Origin of the sequence: Bacillus sp. ZY-1-1 (genome assembly GCF_003047165.1) — a bacterium.
Lineage (GTDB): Bacteria > Bacillota > Bacilli > Bacillales > Bacillaceae > Bacillus > Bacillus velezensis.
Genome location: NZ_CP027061.1, coordinates 1,040,670 through 1,061,884, shown reverse-complemented (window position 1 = coordinate 1,061,884; position 21,215 = coordinate 1,040,670). Strand labels below are relative to the sequence as shown.

The 21,215-nt window shown below is 48.5% G+C and carries 20 protein-coding genes; 7 read left to right on the top strand and 13 right to left on the bottom strand.

What is annotated here, in order from left to right; translation table 11 throughout:
* Window positions 1-215 precede the first annotated feature (215 nt).
* A complete protein-coding gene (locus C5I45_RS05620) occupies window positions 216-1,289 on the bottom strand; it encodes a M42 family metallopeptidase (protein ID WP_043867352.1) in 1,074 nt (357 codons plus the stop codon).
* A 158-nt stretch (window positions 1,290-1,447) separates the two neighbouring features.
* On the opposite strand from C5I45_RS05620, the gene C5I45_RS05615 reads away from it, so the two are divergent.
* Window positions 1,448-1,765, top strand: a complete 318-nt coding sequence (locus tag C5I45_RS05615; protein ID WP_003152366.1) for a PepSY domain-containing protein — start codon at window positions 1,448-1,450, stop codon at window positions 1,763-1,765.
* 55 nt (window positions 1,766-1,820) lie between these two features.
* On the opposite strand, the gene C5I45_RS05610 is transcribed toward C5I45_RS05615, so the two are convergent.
* The 3 genes from C5I45_RS05610 to trmB all read right to left on the bottom strand — a co-directional run bounded on the left by C5I45_RS05610 (window position 1,821) and on the right by trmB (window position 5,154).
* Complete coding sequence (locus tag C5I45_RS05610) at window positions 1,821-3,518, bottom strand: NAD-dependent malic enzyme (protein WP_063174658.1); 1,698 nt, start codon at window positions 3,516-3,518, stop codon at window positions 1,821-1,823.
* A gap of 78 nt (window positions 3,519-3,596) precedes the next feature.
* A complete protein-coding gene (locus C5I45_RS05605; protein ID WP_003152361.1) occupies window positions 3,597-4,442 on the bottom strand; it encodes a YtnP family quorum-quenching lactonase in 846 nt (281 codons plus the stop codon).
* Window positions 4,443-4,500: 58 nt separating this feature from the next.
* The gene (gene trmB / locus C5I45_RS05600; RefSeq protein ID WP_003152359.1) at window positions 4,501-5,154 is read right to left on the bottom strand and encodes a tRNA (guanosine(46)-N7)-methyltransferase TrmB; all 654 of its coding nucleotides are present in this window, start codon (window positions 5,152-5,154) and stop codon (window positions 4,501-4,503) included.
* A 185-nt stretch (window positions 5,155-5,339) separates the two neighbouring features.
* Between trmB and C5I45_RS05595 the strand changes: the two genes are divergently transcribed.
* Window positions 5,340-5,618: a YtzH-like family protein gene (locus tag C5I45_RS05595; protein WP_003152357.1), complete on the top strand. Its 279-nt coding sequence runs from the start codon at window positions 5,340-5,342 to the stop codon at window positions 5,616-5,618.
* Here C5I45_RS05595 and C5I45_RS05590 read toward each other — a convergent pair whose 3' ends face one another.
* From C5I45_RS05590 to thpR, 4 genes are all read right to left on the bottom strand, one after another.
* On the bottom strand, window positions 5,619-6,416 hold the full coding sequence (locus C5I45_RS05590; protein WP_003152355.1) for a phosphotransferase family protein: 798 nt from the start codon (window positions 6,414-6,416) through the stop codon (window positions 5,619-5,621).
* 271 nt (window positions 6,417-6,687) lie between these two features.
* Window positions 6,688-7,617 (bottom strand): YegS/Rv2252/BmrU family lipid kinase, encoded by a 930-nt coding sequence (locus C5I45_RS05585; protein WP_003152353.1) that lies wholly within the window; start codon window positions 7,615-7,617, stop codon window positions 6,688-6,690.
* Between the two features lie 52 nt (window positions 7,618-7,669).
* Entirely contained in the window at window positions 7,670-8,596 is a 927-nt protein-coding gene (locus C5I45_RS05580) for a hypothetical protein (RefSeq protein WP_046559984.1), read from the bottom strand.
* A gap of 26 nt (window positions 8,597-8,622) precedes the next feature.
* Window positions 8,623-9,174 (bottom strand): RNA 2',3'-cyclic phosphodiesterase, encoded by a 552-nt coding sequence (gene thpR, locus C5I45_RS05575; protein ID WP_003152349.1) that lies wholly within the window; start codon window positions 9,172-9,174, stop codon window positions 8,623-8,625.
* Between the two features lie 89 nt (window positions 9,175-9,263).
* Between thpR and cysK the strand changes: the two genes are divergently transcribed.
* Window positions 9,264-10,235: a cysteine synthase A gene (gene cysK / locus C5I45_RS05570; protein WP_014305602.1), complete on the top strand. Its 972-nt coding sequence runs from the start codon at window positions 9,264-9,266 to the stop codon at window positions 10,233-10,235.
* Window positions 10,236-10,272: 37 nt separating this feature from the next.
* On the opposite strand, the gene pepV is transcribed toward cysK, so the two are convergent.
* Complete coding sequence (gene pepV, locus C5I45_RS05565; protein ID WP_046559985.1) at window positions 10,273-11,664, bottom strand: dipeptidase PepV; 1,392 nt, start codon at window positions 11,662-11,664, stop codon at window positions 10,273-10,275.
* A 95-nt stretch (window positions 11,665-11,759) separates the two neighbouring features.
* Between pepV and C5I45_RS05560 the strand changes: the two genes are divergently transcribed.
* Entirely contained in the window at window positions 11,760-13,064 is a 1,305-nt protein-coding gene (locus tag C5I45_RS05560) for an NCS2 family permease (RefSeq protein ID WP_107994265.1), read from the top strand.
* Between the two features lie 32 nt (window positions 13,065-13,096).
* Here C5I45_RS05560 and C5I45_RS05555 read toward each other — a convergent pair whose 3' ends face one another.
* Together C5I45_RS05555 and C5I45_RS05550 are read right to left on the bottom strand one after the other, a co-directional pair.
* The gene (locus C5I45_RS05555) at window positions 13,097-14,257 is read right to left on the bottom strand and encodes an ABC transporter permease (protein ID WP_107994264.1); all 1,161 of its coding nucleotides are present in this window, start codon (window positions 14,255-14,257) and stop codon (window positions 13,097-13,099) included.
* Window positions 14,254-14,958 (bottom strand): ABC transporter ATP-binding protein, encoded by a 705-nt coding sequence (locus tag C5I45_RS05550; RefSeq protein ID WP_014305606.1) that lies wholly within the window; start codon window positions 14,956-14,958, stop codon window positions 14,254-14,256. The genes C5I45_RS05555 and C5I45_RS05550 overlap by 4 nt, the downstream gene beginning before the upstream one ends.
* A gap of 282 nt (window positions 14,959-15,240) precedes the next feature.
* Here C5I45_RS05550 and C5I45_RS05540 point away from each other — a divergent pair, with 282 nt between their 5' ends.
* Complete coding sequence (locus C5I45_RS05540; protein WP_003152337.1) at window positions 15,241-15,462, top strand: DeoR family transcriptional regulator; 222 nt, start codon at window positions 15,241-15,243, stop codon at window positions 15,460-15,462.
* A 127-nt stretch (window positions 15,463-15,589) separates the two neighbouring features.
* Here the strand turns inward: C5I45_RS05540 and C5I45_RS05535 are convergent, their stop codons facing one another.
* Together C5I45_RS05535 and C5I45_RS05530 are read right to left on the bottom strand one after the other, a co-directional pair.
* On the bottom strand, window positions 15,590-16,309 hold the full coding sequence (locus tag C5I45_RS05535) for a pseudouridine synthase (RefSeq protein ID WP_007408795.1): 720 nt from the start codon (window positions 16,307-16,309) through the stop codon (window positions 15,590-15,592).
* A gap of 56 nt (window positions 16,310-16,365) precedes the next feature.
* Window positions 16,366-18,003 carry a putative polysaccharide biosynthesis protein gene (locus C5I45_RS05530; protein WP_003152313.1) on the bottom strand — a complete coding sequence of 546 codons (1,638 nt, stop codon included), beginning with the start codon at window positions 18,001-18,003 and terminating at the stop codon, window positions 16,366-16,368.
* 205 nt (window positions 18,004-18,208) lie between these two features.
* Here C5I45_RS05530 and C5I45_RS05525 point away from each other — a divergent pair, with 205 nt between their 5' ends.
* A complete protein-coding gene (locus C5I45_RS05525) occupies window positions 18,209-19,474 on the top strand; it encodes a BaiN/RdsA family NAD(P)/FAD-dependent oxidoreductase (protein ID WP_003152311.1) in 1,266 nt (421 codons plus the stop codon).
* A 177-nt stretch (window positions 19,475-19,651) separates the two neighbouring features.
* Window positions 19,652-21,187 (top strand): glycine betaine transporter OpuD, encoded by a 1,536-nt coding sequence (gene opuD, locus C5I45_RS05520; RefSeq protein WP_003152310.1) that lies wholly within the window; start codon window positions 19,652-19,654, stop codon window positions 21,185-21,187.
* Window positions 21,188-21,215 lie beyond the last annotated feature (28 nt).

Sequence of the window (21,215 nt, the reverse complement as noted above, 5' to 3'; positions counted from 1 at the left end):
GTTTATCATTGCAATAAAGGTTCGAAGGTTGTTTATCTGGATCGGAACCATTTTGATAATAATATTGAAAAATAATATGTGTTACCTAATTCTATTTACAATACGCTTTACACTTATATTCACAACAAAGAACTGTCTCGATCATGCGGCTTAAAACAGAATGTAAAAACAGCAGTCAATAAGTATTCAAAGGGACTTATTGACTGCTTATTTTTTTACACATTTTCTCTGATCGTTTCGACCGTCTGTTTGTCACTCGCCATGACCAGCTTAATGAGCATTTCTTTCGCCGCGGCATAATCATCGACATGGATGATAGCGGCATTTGTATGAATGTATCTTGAACAAATGCCGATGACGGCAGACGGAACCCCGCTGTTTGATATGTGGACGCGTCCGGCATCCGTTCCTCCGCCTGAAGCGAAATATTGATAAGGGATATTGTGCGTTTCCGCCATATCAAGGACGAACTCTCTCATCCCGCGGTGCATGACCGTCGTTCTGTCGAGAATGCGGAGCAGCACCCCCTCGCCGAGACGGCCGAACAGCTCCTTATCGCCGCTCATATCATTTGCCGGGCTGGCATCAAGCGCGAAGAAGAGATCAGGCTGAATCATGTTGGCCGCTGTCTGCGCCCCTCTCAAGCCGACTTCCTCCTGAACGGTGGCCCCGGCGTACAGATTGTTCGGCAGGTCTTTTCCGTGCAGCTCTTTTAATAGTTCAATGCTTAACCCGCAGCCGTAGCGGTTATCCCACGCTTTGGACAATATTTTCTTCTCGTTGGCCATCGGGGTGAACGGGCAGACCGGCACGACCTGCTGTCCCGGTCTGATCCCCATTTTGGCCGCGTCCTCTCTGTCATCGGCACCGATATCAATCATCATATTTTTGATCTCCATCGGCTTTGCGCGCTGGGCATCCGTTAAAATGTGGGGCGGGATGCTTGAGATGACGCCGATAATCGGTCCGTTATCCGTCTGCACCTCGACGCGCTGGGCAAGCAGCACCTGGCTCCACCAGCCGCCGAGCGTCTGAAATCTCAGCATGCCGTTATCCGTAATCTGTGTCACCATAAACCCGACTTCGTCCATATGCCCGGCTACCATAACGGTCGGCGCATCTTCAGCGCCGCGCCTTACTCCGAAAACACTTCCGAGTCTGTCCTGCACGATGTCATCCGCATATTTCGCAAGCTCCCGTTTCATAAAAGAGCGGACCTGATGTTCATTTCCCGGTGCGCCGGGAAGCTGCGTCAGCGTCCGGAAAAGCGTTTTCGTTTCCTCATTCATATTTTCCCCTCATTTCTATGTAATGCTTTTATTTTATTAGAAAAACAACCGTTTTCCAAGCGCTCAGATTGAATGGGCTGTAAAACCGCCGCTTTACTTAACACCGTCTGGCATCTTCTGTATAATAAAAACTACGACATAATTGGAGGTGCTTCATATTGAAATTACGTCATTTTCTCTTAGGTGCAGGAGTCGGATTATGCGCTGCCATCGCAGTGAAAAAGTATGCGATGAAACCTTATATCTCTTCAGAAAAAGCGCTCCGTATCGTGAAAGCGGCTTTTAAACAGCGCGGGCCGATAGACGGATCATGGATTTACACAGAGCCGGAGCCCTACCAGGTAAACGGAGAAACCATCCAGGTATACAAAACCGGCGTGACACGTTCGGCATTCGGCGAACTGGAGCAATATGAAGTTATGGTCAATGCAAAAACAGGCCAGATTGTCGATGTCATTGATTCTGTCGCCTCATAATTCGGACAAGCAAAAAATAAAGCCCAAAACCATCAGCGTTTTGGGCTTTATTTGGTTACATCGGCCGAATTCGTTTATATACGGGGTTCCACATCGCGTCCTGCACCGCTTGGATCAGATCCTCGGGTTCCGTTTCCGCTACACCGTCCTGAATCGCAGCTTTAGCTACAGCTACCGCCACGGTTGCCGATACCGTCCTGAGATCCTCCACTTTCGGAAGCATCGGCGCGCCCGGCTTGCCGACGTCCACCATACCGGCGATGGCATTCGCGCAGGCAACGAACATATTGTCCGTAATGAGCCTTGCTTTTGTCACAATCGTTCCGAGCCCGAGTCCCGGGAATACGAGCGCGTTGTTCGCCTGTCCGATATGGTAGGTAACGCCGTTATACGCAACAGGCGGGAACGGACTTCCCGTTGTGACAAGCGCGCGGCCTTCCGTCCATTTAATTAAATCTTCAGGTTTTGCTTCTGATAATGTCGTCGGATTTGACATAGGCAAAATAGCCGGCCGTTTGACATGTGAGGCCATTTCTTTGACGATTTCTTCCGTAAATGCGCCTGAGACGGTGGATGTGCCGATCAGGATCGTCGGCTTGGCCTGACGCACCGTCTCCGCCAGATCAATTGATCCGCCTTCACCGCTGCGGCCGTACTCTTTCACTTCATCAGCAGGGCGGGCGTACGGAACCTGAAAATCACGCAAGTCCTTCATATCATCCGTCAACAATCCGTTTCTGTCGATACACCAAAAGCGGCTGTATGATTCTTCTTCGCTTAATCCGTTATGCACCATAGCTTCGCGCAGCTGCTCAGCAATTCCGATACCGGCCGTTCCCGCGCCGAAGACGACGACTTTATGCTCTTTTAAAGGCACTTTTGATGCTTTCGCACACGCTAAAACAGATGCAAGCGACACCGCGCCTGTTCCTTGAATGTCATCGTTAAACGTACAGACTTTATCTTTATACCGTTTTAATATGCCGCGGGCGTTAGCCGTGCCGAAATCCTCCCAATGAAGCAGCGCATTCGGGAATGTTTCCCGGGCAAGCGAGACATACTCATCAATAAAGCGGTCATATTTCTCGCCGCGCACTCTTGAATGCTGGTTTCCGACATACAGCGGGTCATTTAAGAGGCTTTCTTGATTTGTCCCCGCGTCCAAAACGACCGCAAGCACTCGTGACGGATCAATTCCGGCGGCCGCCGTATACACCGCGAGTTTTCCGACAGAAATGGCGATGCCGCCGACGCCCCAGTCACCGATTCCCAGAATGCCCTCCGCATCTGTCGCAACGATCAAGTCAATGTTTTCATTTTTTCCGAACTGCTGAAATGCGGCGCGCATTCCTTCAGGGTCATCTATTGACAAATACAGACCGCGGGGTTTTCTGTACTCGTGGCTGTAACGCTGGATCGCGGTGCCGACGGTCGGCGTATATACGATCGGCAGCATTTCGCCTAAATGATCATTTAACAGCCTGTAAAATAATGTTTCATTCCGATCATGGAGAGCGGTCAAGTACACATTTTTGCTCAGCTCATCAGGCTGCGAACTGAATTGTTCGTAGGCCCGCCTCGCCTGCTCTTCGATTGTCAATACTTTCGGCGGCAGAAATCCCTCGAGCCCGAGTTCCTTTCTTTCCTCCTGTGTAAAGGCCACCCCTTTATTTAAAAAAGGCGTAGAAAGCACTTCTAATCCGCGCAGAGTTGTTTTGATTTCTCCATCTTTCGTCACTTGAAATTGATTCACCTGTCTCTTCCTTTCAAAGCAATTTGTCTTAGGTTTGCTTTTATTCCCGAAATTCATACAGGTAAATCATCGATCCGCTTATTTTCTCTCCCGTTTGACAGATGCAGCCACTTCGCCGTCTTCTCCCCATTTTACCGCTCTGTAAATCGCGTCGTGATAGAAAATCAGCCAGGCGCCTTTTTCTGCCGCAAACGTCTGCCATTTCTGCTTTTGCGGAATGGAGGTCATCGGATAATCATCATATGCCAGCACCCATAACGGATTTTTATGCGCATTCGTCGGCATCAGGTCGGCAAAATGCACAGCCGTCTCCCCGCCGTCTTCTAAGACGATGACACTGTGGCCGTCGCTGTGGCCGCCGGTGTGGTGCATCGTAATGCCTTCTGTCAGCTGATACTCGTTCTCAAAGGTTTCGACCTGATCTTGTACCGCCTCCCAATTTTCTCTCCAATATGTATTTTTCGATCTGATATTAGGGTTTCTCATTTCGCGCCACTCTGTTGCAGAAGTGATAATGCGGGCATTCGGGAAAACAGAGACAAGCTCCTCTCCGCTGTATTCCGTCAAGCCGCATGCATGGTCAAAATGAAGATGGGTCATCGCCGCAATATGAATGTCCTCACAGGAAAGCCCGAGTTCACGAAGAGAGTGTTTTAAATTGGATTCCTGTGTTACACCGTAATTCCTTTTTTGTTTATCAGAAAATTTCCCTCTGCCGATACCCGCGTCAACCAATATATTCAGGCCGTTTGTTCTGATCAGAATCGGGTCTGTTCTTAATTCAATCTGGTTTTTGTCATTTACGGGGTATTTTCTCGACCATAAAGGCTTCGGGACAACGCCGAACATCGCTCCGCCGTCCATATGCGTTACACCGCCGTCCAGCCATGTTAATGAAATATTCCCAATATTCAATGTCTCCATCTTGATCCCTCCTGATATAATGGTAGCAAATGGCGGCATAAAAAAACAGACTCCCGCATCAGAGTCTGTCTTTTGTTCTCCATTCAACTTCGGCCCGGTAAATCGGCTGGCCGAGTGCGGAGAATTTTTCTTCGTATTCTGTCATAATATTGCCCTTCGGATCGCTGTTGTGCAGATCTAGGCTGACTTCTGTCAGAAGCAGGCCGTATTCGGAAAAGCTTTTCAGAGAGTATTCGAATAAACCGCGGTTATCGGTTTTGAAATGAATCTCACCTGTTTCGCCCATCACTTCTTCGTATTTTTTCAAGAACGTTTTAAATGTTAAACGGCGCTTTTCGTGACGGTTTTTCGGCCACGGGTCAGAAAAGTTTAAATAAACACGCTTGATTTCTCCCCGTTCAAATACGTCATTCAGTGTTTCCGCGTCTATATTTAACAAACGGACATTATGAGCCCCGCTGTCCTTTACTTTTTGGACGGCAGTGACGATGACGCTTTTAAACAGCTCAATTCCGATATAGTTGATATCCGGATTCTGCTTGGCCATTCCTGAAATGAACTGCCCTTTTCCCGTACCGACTTCAATATGGATCGGGTTGTCATTGCCAAAGACCGTATTCCACCGCCCTTTATACTGGGCCGGATCACTGATGGCGATGTCAGCGTTTTCTGCCAGAAAATCATTCGCCCAAGGTTTATGGCGCATTCTCATATGATTGACACCTCTATCTATAATTTCGAGTAACAACATACCATGAAACATAAAGAGCCGCAAGCGCCTTTTAAAGGCGCCGGCCGCATAAAAAAAGAGGCTCCCCGGTCCGGAACACTCATGTGATGCATAAAACCGCACCGCTTTGCACAATGTATGACACAGAAAGGATGTGTATATGAATCATGGGCTTAACAAGCGAACATCAGGTCCGGTTATTAAAGGACATATTGGCCGACCATCAATTGGATTGCTGCGGCACGGTTGCCGAGTATGAACAGCTGGAGCGCGTCATCAAATCACTGATGGCCAACACCGGGCTTGATTCAAATATAAAAAACGTGCTCGAGGATGTCTACCGCTACAGCCAGTCCGGCATCACGGCCGATTCCATCGACACGCATATTCAGGAGCACCAAAACCATTTGTCCCAATGGGTGGAGCAGATGGATTCGTACTCCTGACTACTTGACAATCCGCTTCATCAGGGCATGAAGCTCTTCCATGGCATCATGATACGCTTTGTCGTTTCCTTTTGATTTGTGCCAGGCGATGAAGGTGATGGTCTCCGATAACATGTACCACGCCATCCGCAGCCGAAGCCCTTCCGTGAGCTTCATGCCGTACATCCCAAGCCAGCTGTCCCACGCTGGCTCTTCGACGTAATGATACAATAAAGGGCCGAGATCCATGGCCGGATCGGCTATCATGGCGCCGTCCCAATCTATTAAATACAGCTGGTTGTCTTCAGACAGAAGCCAGTTATTATGATTCACATCACAATGGCAAACGACTTTTTCACCGAATTGCACCTGATCCACATGAGCTTCCAAATAAGCAAGGCCTTCCTGAATAAGCGGCGAAAATTGCCGCACGGCAAAGACGGCCTGCTTCAGCTGCGACAAAAGGGCGCCCGGATCAAGCGGTTCTTTTCCCAATCTTTTCAGCATGTCGAGCAAAGCTTTTGATGTGTGGATTTTGCGGAGCAGCTCAGCCACCGGGCGTCCGCTCATATCCTTTGCCTTCAGCTCCCTGCCCGCCATCCAATGCTGAGCCGTAATGACGTCTCCGTTTTCCATCCGTTTTGTCCAAACCAGCTTCGGAACAATGCCTTCGGCGGATAACACGGCTAAAAAGGGCGAGCTATTACGTTTTAAAAAAAGCTGTTGGCCGTTATGTTTCGCATAATATGCATCTCCTGTAGCTCCTCCGGCGGGGAAGATCTCCCAATCGCTACCTAGTAATTGTCCCAACCAGTTCATATCAATGTTCAACCCATCATTTCTTAAAATATTTTAGAATAGGCCTCCAGCCTTTCTCTATTGGCGGAGCGGCCTGTCATAAACAATTTCATGAGAATAAAAAAGACAGCTATTGAGAGTCTCATATGCTAATCAATAGCCGTCCTATAAATTTTAGCGCTACAGCACAAACTTCGTCAAGCAAAACTAGCAAGAACACCTGTGAATTCTGAAGATTTATGCCGCGAACCGCTCTGTTGCCGTGAAACAATTGACGGGTTTCATTTGTTTATTATGTTTTTATTTTCAATGGCGCACCGCCCGGCATAAGCCGAAACGGCGTCGTTCCGATCAGCTCGCCGTCAGCGTGAAACGGAATTTTCCCATCTGTTTCAAAAACGAATTCCTTCCCCTTTATCATCGTCACTCCGTCCATTTTGATATGCCGGCCGAAGCTCATCGCCCATAAAAAACGATACAGCGAAAAAAAGGACAGGTTTTCTGCAATGACAATATCAAAATAGTTTTGACGGGGATTTGCTGAAGGCGCCGCTTTCATGCCGCCTCCGTAATAAGGGTGATTAGCCGCAATAACAAACCAGACATTGCGGAATTCACGTCTCTGGCCGTCTGCCGTGCAAACAAATCTGAACGGCTGAAACCCCGAGGCCGTATGTAAATGCGCGAGCGGGTAAATCACAAAGCCGAGACGCAAAAACCGAAGAACGCGCGAAAACGGAAAATTCGCGGCTGCCTTCAAAACTGAGGCATCGAAGCCGACAGACAGGTGGTTAATAAAATAGAGTGATTGCGCTTTGTCATGAAAAAAGTTGATGTTTCCCGCAAAAAATTTCCGTGTGAGCGGGCGGTGCAGACTTTTGATTTCTTGGAGGAGCGCCGACTTCTTAATACCGAGCCCTTTGGAAAAGTCATTGTACGAACCGGCGGGCACAAAGGTCAGCTCAATCTGATCCGTTCCTTTCAGTCCGTTAATGACTTCATGCATCGTCCCGTCACCGCCGATGACGAACAGCCGCTTAAGCTTATGATCCTGCATCATTGAAATCTGTCTTGCCAGCACCTCCGCATGTCCGGGATGCCCGGTCAAAAAAGAGCGGTGGCTGACCCCGCGCCTGGTCAGCTCTTTTTGAACTGATTTCCAGACACGCCGGCCCCGCCCGCCTCCTGAGACCGGATTAATAATAAAAAACCATTGACTCATCGTTTGTTTTCACCTGCTTCATAGATGAAGAGACAGCCGGCAAACGTCCGCTTTAATCAAGCCATTCCTGTCTCCGGCTTGAATCGCTCAAGCCGTAAGACAAAAGAGCCTTCGCCGCCTTCAGCTGGTGGTGCTTGATCGGCGCCGTATTTTTCTGCTGCTTTTCCAGCCACCCTGCCGCAGTCCGTTTATCAGCTATTTCCAGCCCGTACGGCGGCTCCGGGTAATCAATATAAGACGTTCTGCTGAGCAAAAGCTTCCGCACGGGAATGTCGGCCTGCTTTTCTTTTACGATTTGCGAAACGACCGAGCCCGTCCGGTGCAGGCTGAGAGACGGATTCAATACTTGGCGCGTGCTGCCGGAGCCTCTTTCTTCCCAAAAACGGTGTTTTGATCCGATATATACACTGTCCTCTTCCGCTTCCATAAAAGCGGCGCAGAAAATCTCCAGCGGCGAGATGATGATAATGCTCAGTTCGACGGACGCCTGCTGAATTTGCAGAACCGGATGATACATCACAAAATAGGAATCGGGCAGTTTTTGAGCCAGCATTTTTAACATCCTGTCCCTTTTGACCGCCTGCGAAAGCTCAGACTTTTGAGAAAGCGTGGAGCTCGCCCATTTTAATTGAAAGTCATACAGCTGATCTTTGAAAAAAGGCGCGAGCTCAGACTTTTGAGACGGAAGATTCCCGAACAGCGCCTCTTCTCCCTCCGGTTCATCAAACCATTGGTGCCTCTTTTCATTTATATCGGCCGTATTTTCTTCTTTTCTCTTTTTTAAGGAAAATTTTTTCCTGGCCGGCGCTTGATCGGTTTCCCCGCCGGCAGCCGTTTCCGTTTCTCCCGTTATCCGGTCAAACGCTTCAAGAAGCGCCTCCCAGCGTTCTTTCTTCAGCCGGATAAACTGGTTCATATAATGGTATGGATCAAGTTCATATCTGGATATGCAGTCGTGAATTTTGATGATCTGTGCCATGTGATTTCTCCACTCCGAATATTTGTTTATGTCAATTGAAACTGTGCGATTTCTTCGTATTTAGGCGACCGGTCAAGATGGGTCTGAAACAGGGAAAACCGGCTGACGGCACTTTGCACCCTGCCGCTTTCAAACGGCACATCGTCAGAAAACGGCCGGTCTCCCGCCCACTTCCGCGCCATCGTCATATGAGGGTGATACGGCCGTTTTTCCACTTGAAAACCGGCTTTCAAAACAGCCTGTTTTGTTTTTTCCCGCAAATCAAAGAGCAGTTCATTCCGTTCGGGCTCAAGGTGAAGCACTCTCGGCTGTCTGCGGTCGCCGAAAATATCCAGATGCTGAAACTGTACGGTAAACGGCTGCGCTGCCGACGCAGCATCTGCGAGCAGAGACGATAATTTCGCAAGCCGTTCTTCATCCGCGGCTCCGAGAAAAATGAGCGTAATATGATAGTCATGCGGGTGCACCCATTTTTTGAATGATAACGCCGGCTCCTTTTTGGCTGCTTCCCAAATCGGTTCAGCAATGTCAGCCGGAATCGGAATGCCGATAAAATAATGCGGCAATGAAGCTTTCATACGAGGATCTCCCCCTCTTTGGTTATGGTGTTATTATAAAACGGATAAGCGGAGAGGAGAACCCTGTCCGCTCATTATGATAGGATATTATGTACCGAACGTTTTATACAGAAAGGAATGAGCCGGCCTTGAAAATCGTAAACAGCACGGCGGAGCTGATCGGCGGCACACCGATCGTAAAGCTCAATCGCCTTCAGCCAGAACATGCAGCACAGGTCTATTTAAAATTAGAATCGTTTAACCCGAGCGGCAGTGTCAAAGACAGAGCGGCTTACAATATGATCATTGAAGCGGAAAACAGCGGGCATTTAAAACCCGGCTCTGTCATCATCGAACCGACAAGCGGCAACACAGGCATCGGCCTGGCGATGAACGCGGCGGCGCGCGGCTACAAGGCAATCCTCGTCATGCCTGACACGATGACGAAAGAACGCATCAACCTCCTGAAAGCGTACGGCGCGGAGGTTGTGTTAACACCGGGGGCGGAAAGAATGCCCGGCAGCATCAAAAAAGCGAAAGAACTCGCCGAACAGATTCCGGGAAGTTTTATCCCGATGCAATTCGATAACGGCGCAAATCCAGATGCCCACCGAAAAACGACCGCCATTGAAATCTATCAGGCCGTTCAGCAGCTCAACAGACCGCTCGGTGCTTTTGTGGCAACGGCGGGAACGGGCGGGACCATTACCGGAACCGGAGAAACGCTGAAAGAGCTTTTCCCGGATATGATTGTTCATGTCGCCGAGCCTGCGGGATCTCCCGTCCTGTCTGGCGGAAAACCCGGCGCTCATAAGCTTGTCGGGACAAGCCCCGGATTTATTCCCGGCATACTGAATCAGGACGTTTACGATGAAATCATGAAAATATCTGATGAAGATGCGTATACGACAACACGTCGTCTGGCCCGGGAAGAAGGCATACTCGTCGGCCCGTCTTCAGGCGCCGCCTGCTTCGCCGCCATTGAAACCGCCAAACGCCTCCCTCCCGAACAGATCGTCATCTGTATGACGGCCGATACGGGAGAACGTTATTTATCCACGGATTTATGGTCATTTGAATGATAAAAAGGGATGCCGCTTTCGGCGTCCCTTTTTATTATCACTTGGCAAGTTCATAAATGGCTTCGGCATATAAAGCCGTTGACCTGAGAAGGTCATCGATTTCAATGTACTCATCCTTTTGATGCGCGCTGTCAGGCCGGCCGGGGAACAGCGGACCGAACGCGACGCCCGCCGAAAGGGATCTCGCATACGTTCCTCCGCCGATTGAAATCAGATCCGCTTTCTTTCCCGTCTGTCCTTCGTAAACCTTTTGAAGCGTCTTTACGAGCGGATGATCGGCAGAAACGTGGTGCGGTTTGCTGTCTTTAAATTCTTCAAGCCGGAATTCTTCAGCAGACGTAAAAGCATCACGGATGACTTTGCTGTCTGAAGTGACGGGATAACGGATGTTGATGCCGAGTTCTCCATCCTCACCCTTTCTGTATGTAAAGGTGCCGACATTCAATGTAAGCTCTCCGCTGATGTCATCCCTGCAATCAATTTTCAGCTTTTTGCCTCGTGTATCATTTAAAAAATAGTCACTGACGGTTTTGACAAAGTGCTTTCCGGCTCCATCCAGCTCTGTTCCGTTAAGGCATTCAGCAAGCTTTAAGCCGGCATTGATACCATTATCCGGTTCCATCGCGTGGCATGATTTCCCGTATACCCGAAGCGTCAGTTTTCCATTTTCCGAAACTGCTTCACCTTGTGTTTTTGACTGCTCAAGCCATTTGCTGAAATATGCGTGCACGCCATCAAGACCGTTCCCTTCAATAACCGCTTCAGCCGCATCCGGCACCATGTTCAAGCGCAGTCCTGAACGGAATGACAGAAGCACGTTTTTTGCGTCTTTGTCAGAAGCGTTTTTTACAATGCGCAGTGACGCATCTATAATTCCTTTTTCCGCGTTAATGATCGGAAAATCTGCGTCAGGAGCAAAGCCGATGTCAGGCATTTTTTCGTGTTTGAAGTAGTGATCCACGCATCTCCAATCACTTTCTTCATCCGTTCCGATGATGATTCTCACGCGTTTGGATAAAGGAAGCTGCATGTCTTTGACGATTTTCAGCGCATAAAACGCCGCCATTGTCGGCCCTTTATCATCAATGGCGCCTCTGGCATATATCCGGCCGTCCCTGATATCGGCTGAAAACGGATCGCTCGTCCAGCCGTCTCCGGGCGGAACGACATCGACGTGGCACAAAACACCGACGATTTTGTCACCCGTTCCCCATTCAATATGGCCCGCATAGCCGTCAAGATTCTTTACGGTGAAGCCTTCTTTTTTACCGAATTCCAGCAGTGACGCCAGGCTGGCATTGACGCCTTCTCCAAACGGCCGGCCGGGACCGGCTGTTGATTCGTCCATTACGCTGTTGATCTGCAAAAACTTCTGCGTGTCACGGATCAGATCTTCTTTGTTTCTGATGACTTCAACTTCCCAGTTCATCACAAATCCCCTTTCTTGATAAAGACTTGCAAAATGTCGATAAAACGAATAATATAGATGATGTTTTGAAAAAATGTTCGTCATTGGAGGTACTTATGTTTCATCTCGACAAGCATCAAACGACAATAAAAAGAGAAATTACCGCGGGATTGACCACCTTTTTCACAATGGTGTATATCATTGTCGTCAATCCGGTGATCCTTTCCAATGCGGGAATTCCGTTTGACCAGGTGTTCACCGCGACGATTATCGCTTCCATTGTCGGAACTTTATGGATGGCTCTCGCTGCGAATTTTCCGATCGCCATTGCCCCCGGCATGGGCTTAAACGCGTATCTCGCCTTTCACGTTGTCGGCACAGGCAGCGGCATTACGTATCAGACGGCTTTCAGCGCCGTTTTTATCGCGGGAGTCATCTTTATTATTTTATCGTTAACGCCTTTAAGAAAACAACTTATAAAAGCGATTCCGGACAATTTAAAATACGGAATTACGACCGGCATCGGCTTATTTATCGCTTTTATCGGCCTACGCCAATCCGGAATCATCACGGCTGATAAATCCAATCTGGTCGCACTCGGCGATCTTCATTCGCCCGCCGTCATTTTAACGCTTATCGGACTTATCATCAGTATCGTGCTGATGGTGCTGAATGTAAACGGCGCTCTGTTCATCGGAATGGCGCTGACCGCCGTCATTGCCTTTTTGACCGGACAGATCCATTTTGCGAAAGGGTTCATTTCATTCCCGCGCCTGCCGGAGGGTCTTTTGATCACAAATCCGTTCGGTGCCCTCGGGGATGTCGTGCATCACGGTCTGTACGCCGTTGTGTTTTCTTTTCTTCTCGTTACGATTTTTGACACAACCGGCACCATGATCGGTGTCGCCGAACAGGCGGGATTGATCAAAAACAATCAGCTGCCGAATGCCAGAAGAGCGCTGTTGGCTGATTCGACGGCTACGACGGTCGGAAGCATCTTCGGCACCAGCCCGACGACCGCGTTCGTTGAATCTTCAGCAGGTGTGGCCGCCGGCGGAAGAACAGGTCTGACGGCGCTGACGATTGCCGTTATGTTTGCCGTTTCCATGTTTTTCAGCCCGCTTGTCAGCGTCTTATCGGAAGTGTCCGCGATTACGTCACCGGCTCTGATTATTGTCGGCAGCCTGATGATGGGTGCTGTGTCGAATATCCGCTGGAATGAGCTTGATGAAGCGTTCCCGGCCTTTCTCGTCATTTTGGCGATGCCTTTAACGTCCAGTATTTCAACCGGAATCGCACTCGGCTTCATTTCATATCCGCTTGTTAAAGCAGCTAAGAAAAAATGGCGCGAGATCCATCCTCTAGTCCTCATCTTCGCCGTGCTGTTTTTTATTCAGCTTTTTATTTTGAACGGACATTAAGAAAAATCCCTTTCCTTTTCGGAAAGGGATTTTTACATATAAAGAACGGAAAGAATCGCGGCAATGAGACACCAGGCGGAACAGATGATTTGAATGACGGTTAATGCACTGTTTCGCGACCGGAAATAGTCATCACTGTCTCTCTTGATACCGCTTAAAACCGGTTTATCCGTGATCCGGTCAAATAAAAGTGACGCGGCATAGCGGCTGACGATCGCAAATAAAATAAGGACTGCCGGCTTCACTAAGAGCGGAAGAACGAGAATAAGAGCCGTAAAAGCCGCGGTTAAAAGGTAAAGCTGCCGGAGATACCCGCCGTTTCGGATCAGCACTTTAAAAAACAATTCTTTCCACGCCGTATACGCCGACCGTTTTGTAAAGATGTGCTTTGAGCCGGGATATAAAAACGGCTTGCTCCGCCCTTTATTTTTACCATTCGGGAGCTGCACATCATGGCTGAGCATCAAAACTGAGGCGGCGAGTGAAAGCTTCCGCCTGTTCTCCTCAAGCACTTCTTCCTCAAAGGCTGATAATGTCTCCGTCCCTTTCCAAGTCAAAAAAGCGGAACAGATGAACAATATACATCCCGCCGGCCAAAGCCAATACCATTCGGCGGCAAAGGTGATCATAAAAAACGCACCCGCCGTCAGAACCATCACTTTCAGCCAGCCCGCCGCCTGATTCCCGAATGTCCGCCTGCTGTTTTTTCTGTGCCGGTGCACCGCTAATATCGCGGTATGGAAGCCGAACAGACAGCAAAACATACCTGAATATGCCGGTAAGGTACAGTCACCGTACTGGCGCCATAAGGGAAATAACAATACGGCAAGCGCACCGCATTTGATAAGGGAAAGGAACATCGAATACAAAAGCGCGTACCGTTTCAGCTTTTGCATCAGATGTTTTGCATGCACCAAAAACACGTGATCCGCTTCCAGCAAAAAGGTATGAATAAAACCCGTGCACAACAGCAGGGCACTGAATACATACAGCCAGCCCCATCCTAATACTCCTGCCGCTCCATTAAGAAGCCCCCTGCCGTTCAGCCATTCAGCATATTGATAAACGGCAAATGCGGCAGCGGGAAGAACGATGTACAGCGCGACCGTCCAATCAATGACCGTCTGAAACACCTTCCATTGATACCGCCAATAATGAAACAGCCTTTGAAAAAACAAAGCCCGACCGGTCATCGCTGACTGCTCCGAACCGCTGAATAAAAGCAATCCAGCAGTGAACGGCTCCCCGTTTTTTCCTGAAGCTCCTCTAACGTGCCTTGAAGAAGCAGAGCGCCCTGATCCAGCAAATAAAACCGGTCGCAGATTTTTTCCGCCGTATCCAGAACATGCGTGCACATCAAAATCCCCGCGCCCCTTTCTTTCTCAGCAATCAGCATGTCGGTAAACAGCTTCGTTGAGATCGGATCAAGTCCGATAAAAGGCTCATCAATGATGTAAATATCCGGATTCGCCAAAAATGCCTGTATGAGCATCAGCTTTTGCTGCATCCCTTTTGAAAAACCGGAAGGCAAATCATGTTTTACAGACGTCAGCGAAAACTCTTCAAGCAGCCGCCCTGCCCGCTCACGGCACTCTTCCCCTTCTATACCCCGCAATGACCCGGTCAGCTCGAGGTGCTCCCAAAGCGTCAGTTCATCGTAAAAACTCGGCCGCTCCGGTATGTAAGCATAAGATGAATCATTCCACTCAATACCGCCTTCAATATCCCGGGACAGCCCGAGAACCGCCTTTATCACTGTACTTTTCCCCGCGCCGTTCGCTCCGATTAAACCGGCAATTTCACCAGCGTTGACTGACAGAGATACATCAGAAATCACCTTCGGCCTGTCAGCATAACCGGCGCAGACAATGTTTGCATTCAATAATTCTCCCAAACTTCTCACTCCCCCGCTTTCATACGGACATGTATAAAAAAAGTTTCAGTTTCCATAATATTAAAAGCGGTCCGGACATAGTAATGCACCAAGGCTGCACCCATTTGGAAAAAATTATCTGCGCTTATTCCTAGATTCATGTCGTCCATATCGTGTATAATGGAGGCAGTTAAAAGAGAAAAAAAACAGAATGTCATCCTTTGTTGCTTATTCGTACGAAGTTTTAGAGTCGAAAGTTGTGGTATATCAAGTCCATCCGATCTTATGATAGGGAGTGGTTTTTTGAAACCTTCAACAAATCGTATGCTGACTCGGATTAAATCAGTTTACATGTTCATCCAGGAAAAAGGCCTTGTGACAACACAGGAACTGGTTGATGAATTCGGCATTACACCTAGAACCATTCAGCGAGACTTAAATGTGTTAGCATACAATGATCTTGTTCATAGTCCTAGCCGAGGCAAGTGGGAGACAACACGAAAAAAAGTGAAAATTACATCTTAAGCGAACAATTACATAAGGCCCTTTTCGGCCTGACATGCTGCAAGGCAAAGCAGCGTCTTTGCCTTGTTTTTTGTTCCTCTATATAAAAAGCCCAAAACAAATCTGTTTTGGGCTTTTCTGATATCGATTACACTTCTGCGCCTCTCAGCGTTTCGAGCTCCTCTTCAGTCAGCTCGCGGAATTCTCCCGGTTTAAGATCCGGGTCAAGAGAAACAGCCCCCATCGAAAGCCGCTTCAAATAAGCCACTTCATTTCCGACAGCCTTTGCCATCAGCTTCACCTGGTGATATTTGCCTTCTGTAATGGTCAAGTGAATCACCGTTTCATCCGGGCTTTCTGTAATGATTTCAACGGCTGCCGGCTTCGTCTTATAGCCTCCTTCAATGACGACGCCTCTTTCCAGATGAACGATGTCTTCCGGTGACAGAGGTGAAGTTAACCGGACCTCATATGTTTTAGGCACATGCTTTTTCGGAGAAAGCAGGCGATGAGCGAGCTGCCCGTCATTGGTGAGAAGCAAAAAGCCTTCCGTATCCTTATCAAGACGTCCCGCCGGAAACGGTTCAAATCGCTGTTCTTCAGGCGTCAGCAGATCAACCACCGTTTGCTGGCGGCTGTCTTCTGTAGCGGACAGCACTCCTTGCGGCTTATTCATCATGACATAAATAAATTCACGATAGTCTGCCGGCTCTCCGTATACCGTGATGTCCTGTTTTTCCGGATCGACATGGGTTTTCACATCTTTCGCCGGCTCTCCGTCAATCATGACAGCCCCGGCCTTGACGATTTTTTTCACATCTTTTCTTGAGCCGAATCCGCTGTTGGCAAGCAGCTTATCAAGTCTCATCCTGATCCTCTCCTTTAAAAAGAAAAGCCCGCGATAAGCGGACTATTCATTATTTCTCAATGGGCGGAATGCCTGCCTCTCCTCAAAACGCGGGGCAGACGGTTTCCAAACATTTTCTGTAAAAATCCGATTCGGTACGCGGCAAACATGTACACCGCACCGCCGACAGCGGCGCAGACAAAGACGACAATCGCCGCATGCACCTGGCCGCTTTGGTATGTTACAAAGAAACTGAGCAGCCATTGAGTCAGCTTGACCGCGACTCCCATCACGACGGACAGGACTGCGATTAAAATGACCCGTTTTATAAGTACCGTATACGAATAGCCCGCATGGCGCTTAATCATGATAAAACCGTACAGAAGAGAAGCGATATAACCGAGCGCCGTTGCCAAGATGGCCCCGTCTCCCTGAAACAGCTTGATCAGCGGCACGTTCAGCACCACTTTTATAATGACGCCGATGAAAAGGCTCACGACAGCAAATTTCTGCTTATTAATCCCTTGCAGGATCGCGGCGTTTACGGTAAACAGAGAAAACAGAATCGCGACAGGCGCGTACCAGAACAATATATCCTGTCCGATATCCGGGCGAAGACTTTCAGAGCCGTAGAAGAACGTATAGGCCGGACCCGATAACACGGACATCCCGACAACGGCGGGAATAACCAAAAACAGAATGATTTGCATCGTCTGGTTAATCTGCTGATTCAAAAGCTTATAATTCCTGCTCGTAAACGATTCAGTAATCGTCGGAATCAGCGTCAGACCGAAAGCGGTCGCCAGAGAAACCGGGATCATCACAAGCTTCGGCACATAAAGGGTGACAATCGCAAGCATGTCCTGGCTGATATCCTTATGGCCCGCCGCGATCATCGCTTTATTAAACGTATTCGTATCGATATATGAATACAAAGGAATCGCCAGTCCGACAAATACGTAAGGAGCGGCATAACTGAAAAGCTCAATGAACATTTTTTTATAACTTAAGTTCGCAGACGGGACGAGATTCGGCTTCATCGCCAGAAGATCGCCCTTCCGCTTATTCCAGTAAATATAAAGGACGACAAGCCCTCCGAATGATCCGATCAGCGCCGCGAAAGTCGCGTATCCGACTGCGATGACAAGGCCTCCGTTGATCACTCTTAAAATCAAATACGTTGCGCCCAATAAAAAGATGATCCGGGCAAGCTGCTCCACAACCTGTGAAACGGCTGTGGGCCCCATCATCTGATGACCTTGGAAAAAACCGCGCACAAGGCTCATAATCGGCACGACCAAAAGTGCCAGACTGACCATCCGGATGACATAAACGACGTGGTCAATCGTAAGTCCGTTGTTACTCGTGCCGCCGAGAGATGTTTCCGCAAAAAACGGCGCCGAAATATAAAGAATTGAAAAAGCGATCATCCCGGTTACGAGCATAACCGACATTCCCGCTCTCAGCATCCGCCTGCTCGTCTCATAGTCTCCTTTGGAGTTATATTTCGAGACAAATTTTGAAACCGCGGCGGGAAATCCCATCGTGGCAATGTTTAAAAACAGTGTATATTGATTATATCCGTATTGAAACAAAGCTCCGCCCGTCGCTCCGACCATCGCTCCGAACGGGATCAGATAAATCATCCCTAAAATCCGCGATATATAGGTGCCGAGCGTCAGCACGAACGTGCCCCTTAACAATTTGCTTGACATGTTTCCTCATCACCATTTTCTACGAAGATTCAACTTTTCTATTTTAACACAACTGGGCAATTAGACGGTAATAATTACAGCGGGAAACTTTTTGGGAAAGCTCTTAAAAACAAAATACGTTTAAGGAATCCCCTTCTTTCGCTATAATAGCAGGAAGCGGACATTTCCGCCTATTATACGTGAAAAAGAAAGTTGTTGATGAAATATGAAACATTATGACGTAATTGTAATCGGCGGCGGCCCGTCCGGTTTAATGGCTGCGATTGCGGCAGGCGAAGAAGGGGCGGACGTATTATTAATCGATAAAGGAAACAAGCTGGGACGGAAGCTGGCGATTTCCGGCGGCGGGCGCTGCAACGTGACCAACCGCCTCCCTGTTGAAGAAATCATTAAACACATCCCCGGCAACGGCCGCTTTTTATACAGCGCGTTTTCCGAATTTAATAATGAAGATATCATCGCCTTTTTTGAAAAACTCGGCATTCAGCTGAAAGAAGAAGACCACGGGCGCATGTTCCCGGTGACGGACAAAGCGCAAAGCGTTGTCGATGCGCTTTTGAACCGATTAAAACAACTGAATGTCACCATCCGCACAAATGAAAAAATCAAAGAGGTGCGGTACGAGAACGGCAGGACAGCGGGCATTACGACAAACAATGACGAACACATTAACGCAGACGCCGTCATTATCGCGGTCGGCGGAAAATCAGTCCCGCATACCGGCAGCACCGGAGACGGCTATGCATGGGCGGAAGCGGCCGGTCATACCGTGACCGAACTCTTTCCGACGGAAGTGCCGGTTACGTCGTCAGAACCGTTTATTAAACAAAAAACACTTCAGGGGCTGTCCCTTAGAAACGCGGCCGTCAGCGTCCTGAATAAAAAAGGCAAACCTATTGTCACACACGTGATGGACATGCTGTTTACCCATTTCGGCTTGTCAGGCCCCGCCATTCTCCGCTGCAGCCAGTTTGTCGTCAAAGAACTGAAAAAGCAGCCCGATGTCAAATTACGCATCGATCTGTTTCCCGGCATCAACGAGGAAGAGTTATTTCAAAAGATGCACAAGGAACTGAAAGACGCACCGAAAAAAGCGCTCAAAAACGCGCTGAAGCCGTGGATGCAGGAACGGTATCTGCTTTTTCTTCTGGAACGGAACGGTCTTGATCCGCAGACAAGCTTTACGGAACTGCCGAAGGATCAATTCAGGGCTTTTGTCAAAGACTGCAAACAATTTACGGTTGCCGCTGACGGAACGCTTTCTTTGGACAAAGCGTTTGTCACAGGCGGAGGTGTTTCCGTAAAAGAGATTGAGCCGAAACAAATGGCGTCTAAAAAAATGGAAGGCTTATATTTTTGCGGAGAAATACTCGACATTCACGGTTATACCGGGGGCTACAATATCACTTCAGCCTTTGTCACGGGGCGTCTCGCCGGTTTGAATGCAGGACGTTTCTCACGCTCGCTGTAAATGGTTTAAAGCGCATTTACCTGAGCGTCCCCGTTGATAATTGACCAAAAACATGATACAGTTTTCTGCGTTTTGTTTCACCTGATTGAGGGAACAGGAAGAAAGGAATGATCTGCAATCGTGCGACCATACTAAAAAAATGGCGTATTGAAAAAAATAGTCAGAGGGTGAGAACGTTTGAAGAAGAACATCTCCAGTGTTTTTTGGATTGTGATTGTCATCACAGCAGCTGCGGTTTTATGGGGGGCCATTTCTCCTGACAGCCTGCAGCAAGTCACTGATACGGCACAAAAATTTATTACGGATTCTTTCGGCTGGTATTATCTGCTGGTCGTTTCTATATTTGTCGGTTTCTGTCTCTTTCTCATTGTGAGTCCGATCGGCACAATAAAACTCGGAAAACCCGGGGAAAAACCGGAATTCGGCTTATTATCATGGTTTGCCATGCTTTTCAGCGCGGGCATGGGAATCGGTTTGGTATTTTACGGGGCTGCGGAACCGATCAGCCATTACGCCATCAGCTCTCCCTCAGGTGAAACAGAAACACCCCAAGCATTTCGTGATGCGCTCCGGTACACGTTTTTCCACTGGGGACTGCACGCTTGGGCCATCTATGCGGTCGTCGCTTTATGTATCGCTTATTTTCAATTCAGAAAAGACGCGCCCGGTTTGATCAGCAGCACTCTGACACCGCTTTTGGGCGATAAAGTAAACGGCCCGATCGGCAAAGCAATTGACTGTATCGCGGTGTTTGCGACCGTTGTCGGTGTGGCGACAAGCTTAGGGCTCGGAGCGACTCAGATCAACGGCGGTCTGCATTATTTATTCGGCATTCCGAAAACATTTTCCATTCAGCTTATCCTGATCGCTGTCGTGACCGTGTTATTTTTGATTTCTGCGTGGAGCGGAATCGGCAAAGGGATTAAATACTTAAGCAATACCAACATGGCGCTCGCGGGTATTTTAATGATCTTTATGCTCATTGCAGGCCCGACGGTGCTGATTATGAACTCATTTACCGATTCTATCGGCCAATACATCCAAAATATCGTGCAGATGAGCTTTCGCTTGTCTCCGAATGATCCCCAAAAACGCGAATGGATTAACAGCTGGACCATTTTCTATTGGGCCTGGTGGATATCCTGGTCGCCGTTTGTCGGCATTTTTATCGCCCGTGTATCAAGGGGCCGGACGATCCGGGAATTTTTAATCGGGGTGTTGGTGACACCTTGTATATTGGCTTTCTTATGGTTTGCGATTTTCGGTGTATCCGCGATGGATCTTCAGCAGAAAGGCGTATTCAATGTCGCGGGAATGTCAACGGATACGATGCTGTTCGGCGCACTCAGCCACTATCCGCTGACAATGGTGACATCCGTATTAACGCTTATTCTGATTGCTGTATTCTTTATTACATCAGCGGATTCAGCGACATTTGTGCTTGGAATGCAAACGTCTTACGGCTCTTTGGACCCGTCAAACCGGGTGAAAATCATCTGGGGCGTCATCCAGTCCGCCGTGGCAGCTGTATTATTATATTCCGGTGGTCTGGCCGCACTGCAAAATACGGCTATTCTCGCCGCGGTTCCGTTTTCAGTCGTGATCCTTCTGATGATCGTGTCTCTGTACAAGTCATTAGCGAGCGAAAGAAAAGGAATCAAACAAGCGGAGAAATACCAAAAACCGAGAAGTCCCCGCGTCAAAAAAGCATAATGCATAAAAAAGCCCGGTATTTCATCCG